This is a genomic window from Bifidobacterium amazonense (assembly GCF_018555435.2).
Classification (GTDB): Bacteria; Actinomycetota; Actinomycetes; order Actinomycetales; family Bifidobacteriaceae; genus Bifidobacterium; species Bifidobacterium amazonense.
In genome coordinates this window covers 1-4,649 of record NZ_JAFEJT020000105.1, presented here as the reverse complement: position 1 = coordinate 4,649, position 4,649 = coordinate 1, and the positions used below count along the sequence as shown (strand labels likewise).

General features: G+C 63.5%; 4 protein-coding genes. 3 read left to right on the top strand and 1 reads right to left on the bottom strand.

Annotated elements, in window-relative coordinates:
• Positions 1–211 precede the first annotated feature (211 nt).
• Positions 212–544, bottom strand: coding sequence for a hypothetical protein (locus JS533_RS13355; protein ID WP_241515288.1), 333 nt, complete (start codon positions 542–544; stop codon positions 212–214).
• A 315-nt stretch (positions 545–859) separates the two neighbouring features.
• On the opposite strand from JS533_RS13355, the gene JS533_RS13350 reads away from it, so the two are divergent.
• The 3 genes from JS533_RS13350 (at position 860) to JS533_RS13340 (ending at position 4,374) form a co-directional block, all read left to right on the top strand.
• Complete coding sequence (locus tag JS533_RS13350) at positions 860–3,277, top strand: sulfatase-like hydrolase/transferase (RefSeq protein ID WP_241515286.1); 2,418 nt, start codon at positions 860–862, stop codon at positions 3,275–3,277.
• A gap of 202 nt (positions 3,278–3,479) precedes the next feature.
• Entirely contained in the window at positions 3,480–4,127 is a 648-nt protein-coding gene (locus JS533_RS13345) for a hypothetical protein (RefSeq protein WP_241515284.1), read from the top strand.
• 16 nt (positions 4,128–4,143) lie between these two features.
• Positions 4,144–4,374 carry a helix-turn-helix domain-containing protein gene (locus JS533_RS13340; RefSeq protein WP_241515282.1) on the top strand — a complete coding sequence of 77 codons (231 nt, stop codon included), beginning with the start codon at positions 4,144–4,146 and terminating at the stop codon, positions 4,372–4,374.
• Positions 4,375–4,649 lie beyond the last annotated feature (275 nt).

Genomic DNA, 4,649 nt, shown 5'->3' with positions numbered 1-4,649 from the left:
AACTCGCCGCATGGACCCAAACCACCAACCACACCCAACGACAGGTCAACTGGCACTTCACCACCACCGACGCCAGAACCAAACTCCGCCACCTATACCCCAACAATTAAACCCGACAATGTACTAGATGCGAGCGGAAGGCCGGTGCCGGGGATCGGGAGGCGGGAATCGGGAGCCGAGGATCAGGTGCCGGGAAGGCCGGAACCGGGAATCAGGAGCCGAACGAGACGAAATCGATCAGATGGCTGGCCAGCAGGATCATCAGCGCGCAGGACAGCAGGAACCATACGCCGCCGATGACGGAAAGCACCGTTCCCGCACGGCCGACCCACGCGTTAAGCGTCCGACCGCGGTATTTGGACCAAGCATTCCAAGCGATCAGCGCAAGGCCCTCGACGGCGAGCACGAGCGCCACCCCGAGCCCTATGCCCACGCCCACGGCCAGTGCCGCGGCCATACCGAGCACCGCCAGATAGCCAAGCATGACGATCAGCATGATCGCATACAGTACGCAGATGATTATGGCCAGTCCTGCGATGATCATATGGGACCCTCTTCCCCGCGACGCTCCCCGACACGGCCGTCGACTGTTTCTCCGGCTTGTCGCTTCATTTATATCGTACGGCGGCGGTAATACCGTCAGTCACATCGTCGGAACTGTGGGACCTTGCCGATCGCGGTTTCGGTGCCGCCAAAGCGGTTTGGCACGACGGAGCGACAGCGCGATGGAGACAATGGCATGGGTCCATGCGCATCGAGTTGCGGCGTGAGGTGTCGGCCGGGTGAACTTTGGCTACGCTGGGGTGATTTCTTGACGACCGGCATGGTCACGTCGCAGCGGCGGCCATAGGCTGAAGGCATGAAGCAGTGGCATGATGACGGCCGGGTCGAAATGGCCTCGGGGACGCAGATGATGGCGGCGATGGAATCCGCGGCACCCGTGCCGGAACCGTTGACGCTGCCCGGTTCCATGCCGGTGCCGCGTCCGTTGCGGCGTCCTCTTGATGACATGCGGAGGCGTCTGACGGCCGGGATGCGTCCGGGCCGGGAGCGTTCGCAGGATACGGATCGCGTGGTCCGTACGCGCGAGCCGTTCCCGTGGTGGGCGTATGCGATCGCGTTCGTGCTGTTCGCGACCGCCGCCGTGCTCATGCTGCAGTGGAGCGTGATGATCGCACGCGGCCGCGTCACGCCGTGGGAGTTCTTCGCGAAAGCGTTCGCAGGGACCGGCCAATACCAGTTCCTGCTCAATCTGCTGGTGATCGGCGCGGTGTACGCGGTGCTGGTGTTCGCGACCAACCGGTTCTGGATCGCCAGCGGGCTGCTGATCGTCGCCGTCGGCGTGATCGCCGTGCTCGAGCGCATGAAGGTCCTTGTGCGTTCGGAAACCATCCGTCCGACCGACATCACGCTGATGGTCAGCGGCGGAGCAGGCGGCATGGGCGACACCGTCACCAACACGCCGGCCGGGTCGACCGACGCGATCGTGCAGATGACGATCACGGTCGCGGTACTGCTCGCGGCGTGCGTCATCGCCGCACTGTTCGACGGTCGACGATCGCTGATCGTCACGCCCCGCCGTTTCATCGGACGCGTCCGTCGCGGCATCGCGGCCGTACTGTGCGCGGCGCTGCTCATCGCGTTCTCCGCCGACCTCGGCACGAGCGGATCGTGGGCGAACTCGTTCGCCGCGGGATTCGGCGACAAAGCGAAACTGTGGGACTCCATCGAGGACGCGCAGGCCAACGGCGTTGCGGTCGGCTTCCTCAGACTGACGCGGCCGAAGGTCATGGACCAGCCGTCCGACTACAGCGAGGCGACGATGCGCGACGTCGCGAAACGTTACGCCGCGCAGGCCGCGACGATCAACGCGACGCGCACTACGAACCTCGCGGACGGCACGGTCGTCATGATCCTGTCCGAATCGTTCTCCGACCCGACGCGCGTGCCCGGCATCACGCTTAACGACGATCCGATGCCGTACATCCGCGCGCTCAAGAAGACCACCACGTCCGGGCTCATGCTCTCGTCCGGCTACGGCGGCGGCACCGCGAACCTCGAATTCCAGGCGCTCACAGGCCTGAGCATGACCAACTTCGACGCGTCGCTGTCGAGCCCGTACCAGCAGCTCGTGCCGCAGATGAGCTGGGCGCCCGCGTTCAACCAGATCTGGAACGCGAGCGGCGCGGGCAGCGAGGCCGTGCATCCGTACAATCCCGCGCTGTACTCGCGTGAGACGAACTATCGCAAGTTCGGTTTCGGCGCGTTCTACTCGCAGGACGATCCGCTCATCGCCGATCATGCGAAACGTATCGACCGGTCGCATTACATCAGCGACGAAACGTCGTACGACAGCGTGCTGCGACTGATCGATGACGGGAACGGGACCGCCGGCGCGAGTGGTACGGCCGGTTCGTCCGACGGCCGGTTCATCCAGCTGGTCACCATGCAGAACCATATGGGCTACGAGAACTGGTACAACGACAATCAGTTCAAGGCGTCCTCCACGACTGGCACGGCGCTCTCCGCCGACGAACGCACGCACATCGACACGTACGCGAAGGGCATGAGCTACACCGACCAGTACACCAAGGAATTCCTCGCCAAACTCGACGCGATGGACAAGCCGGTCACCGTAATCTTCTACGGCGATCATCTGCCGAGCATCTACAAGCACGCCAGCGCGGACGATCGCAACTCGATCGCGCTGCATGAGACCGACTACTTCATCTGGTCGAACAAGGCGGCTCGCGAGGCGGTGCGGAAGTCGGAAGACGCGGCGAAGACGGCGGCGACTGGCGCGAGCGGCGCGGGCGGCGCGACCGTGGCTGACGGTACGAACGGGACTGACAGTACGAACGGAACGGATGGCGTAAACGGAACGGGCGGTGCAAACGGAACGGGCGGCGATGCGACGGGTGCGAACGACGAGAACGCCTACACCTCGCCGAATTACCTGATGGCGCAGACGGCCGCGCACCTGAACGCGCGCGTCTCGCCGTACCTGGCGTTCCTGACGGCCATGCACCGCGCCGTGCCCGCGATGGAGCCGCCCGTGGTCAACGTGACGCAGGGCTGGACGCGCATCCCCGACGGCACGCCGTTGTATCTCGACTCGTCCGGCAAGCAGATCGACGTGAGCCATGCGTCGGCGGCGACCAAACAGCTGCTCAGTGACTACCGGCTCATCCAGTACGACATCACCGCAGGCAAGGGGTACCTGCGCTCGCTTGGCTTCATGGACGTGCCGACTGCGTCCACTGCGTCGGCGAAATAGGCGGTCGCCGGCTGGCCGTTGGGTGGTCGCTGAGCTCGATGTCGTTGAACGGTGTCGCCGAACGGACGTCGATGAATGGACGTCGGATAGTCGTTTGTCATTAAAAGTTTATTGACAAACGATAAATATAGGCGGATACTGGAGGTGAAAGCAACGATATCGGCTTGACAGCAAGGAAGACAAGGATGACAAGGAGGTCATCATGAAACGCCTGACCTGCGATCGTGAAAGCGTGCACGCCTACGCCAGTATCGGCACGCGCATCGGCACCATACTCGTAGTGGTGGCATGGGTAAGCGTGGCATATACCGCGCTCATTGCGATCGGTTTCATCATCTGCCTGTTCAACCCTTGGCTGCTCGAGGTACGCGGCGGCGACGTGAACACGTACGGTCTGCAGATCGGCGACTGGTTCCTCGGCATGGACGCGCAGATCGCCGGCGTGCGGTTCCAGTTCCACGACGGCGGCCTGCCGCTTGCCTGCTTTGGCATAGCGGGCACGGCGAACGCATGGCTGAACGTGGTAGTGGCCGGCGGCGCGCGCGATCTGTGCGCGGCAATCGGCGCATGGGCGGGCGGCGATCCGGATACGGGCGGTCCGACGCCGTTCTGCGCCGAAGCGCAGCGCGGATTGGAACGCATCGGCTGGGGATTGATACTCAGACCGGTGCTCGCGGGCGTCATATGCGTCGTGTCGATGCTGCTGATGTTCGCTGGGGCGTCGGTCGGCAGCTCGCTGGACTTCTTCACGCTGCTCGAATATATGCTGGCCGGTGCGCTTATGCTCCTGCTGTCGTTCGTATTCGGTTACGGTGCGACGCTGCAGCGTGACGTGGACGGTCTGCTGTGATGATCGGAGGCGCGTGATGGGCGGGAGTATCGTGCTCCGGCTCGACCGGATGATGGTCGAGCGCGGCCGGTCGCTGAACTGGCTGGCCGAACGGGTGGGCATCACGAACGTGAACCTGTCGAAGATCAAAAACAACCGCGTTTCGGCCATCCGGTTCTCCACGCTGGCCGCGATCTGCGAGGCGCTCGACTGCCAGCCCGGCGACATCCTCGAATACGAGGATGATGCGGAAGACGGAGGCGTGTAGATCGACGCTCACGGCGTTCGTGCGTGGGCTCGGTCACGCGATGGCAATAACGCCGATTTTTCCATCCCGTGACCTCGTCTGTTGCCTGATGGCGCCGATTACGCGGTCACGCGATGGTATTGATACGTTTCTATCCATCCTGTGACCCCGGAATCCGGGGTTGAGAGGTGGGTTGTGCGGTCACGGGATGGCATTTCGGCGTGTTTTTCCATCGCGTGACTCGGGGCGAGTTCACTGGATGGCATTGACTCGTTTCAGTTCCATCGCGTGACCGC

Bases quoted from the DNA above. Each gene is read 5' to 3' on its own strand.
- JS533_RS13355 (WP_241515288.1), bottom strand. From the start codon at position 544: ATGATCATCGCAGGACTGGCCATAATCATCTGCGTACTGTATGCGATC.
- JS533_RS13350 (WP_241515286.1), top strand. From the start codon at position 860: ATGAAGCAGTGGCATGATGACGGCCGGGTCGAAATGGCCTCGGGGACG.
- JS533_RS13345 (WP_241515284.1), top strand. From the start codon at position 3,480: ATGAAACGCCTGACCTGCGATCGTGAAAGCGTGCACGCCTACGCCAGT.
- JS533_RS13340 (WP_241515282.1), top strand. From the start codon at position 4,144: ATGGGCGGGAGTATCGTGCTCCGGCTCGACCGGATGATGGTCGAGCGC.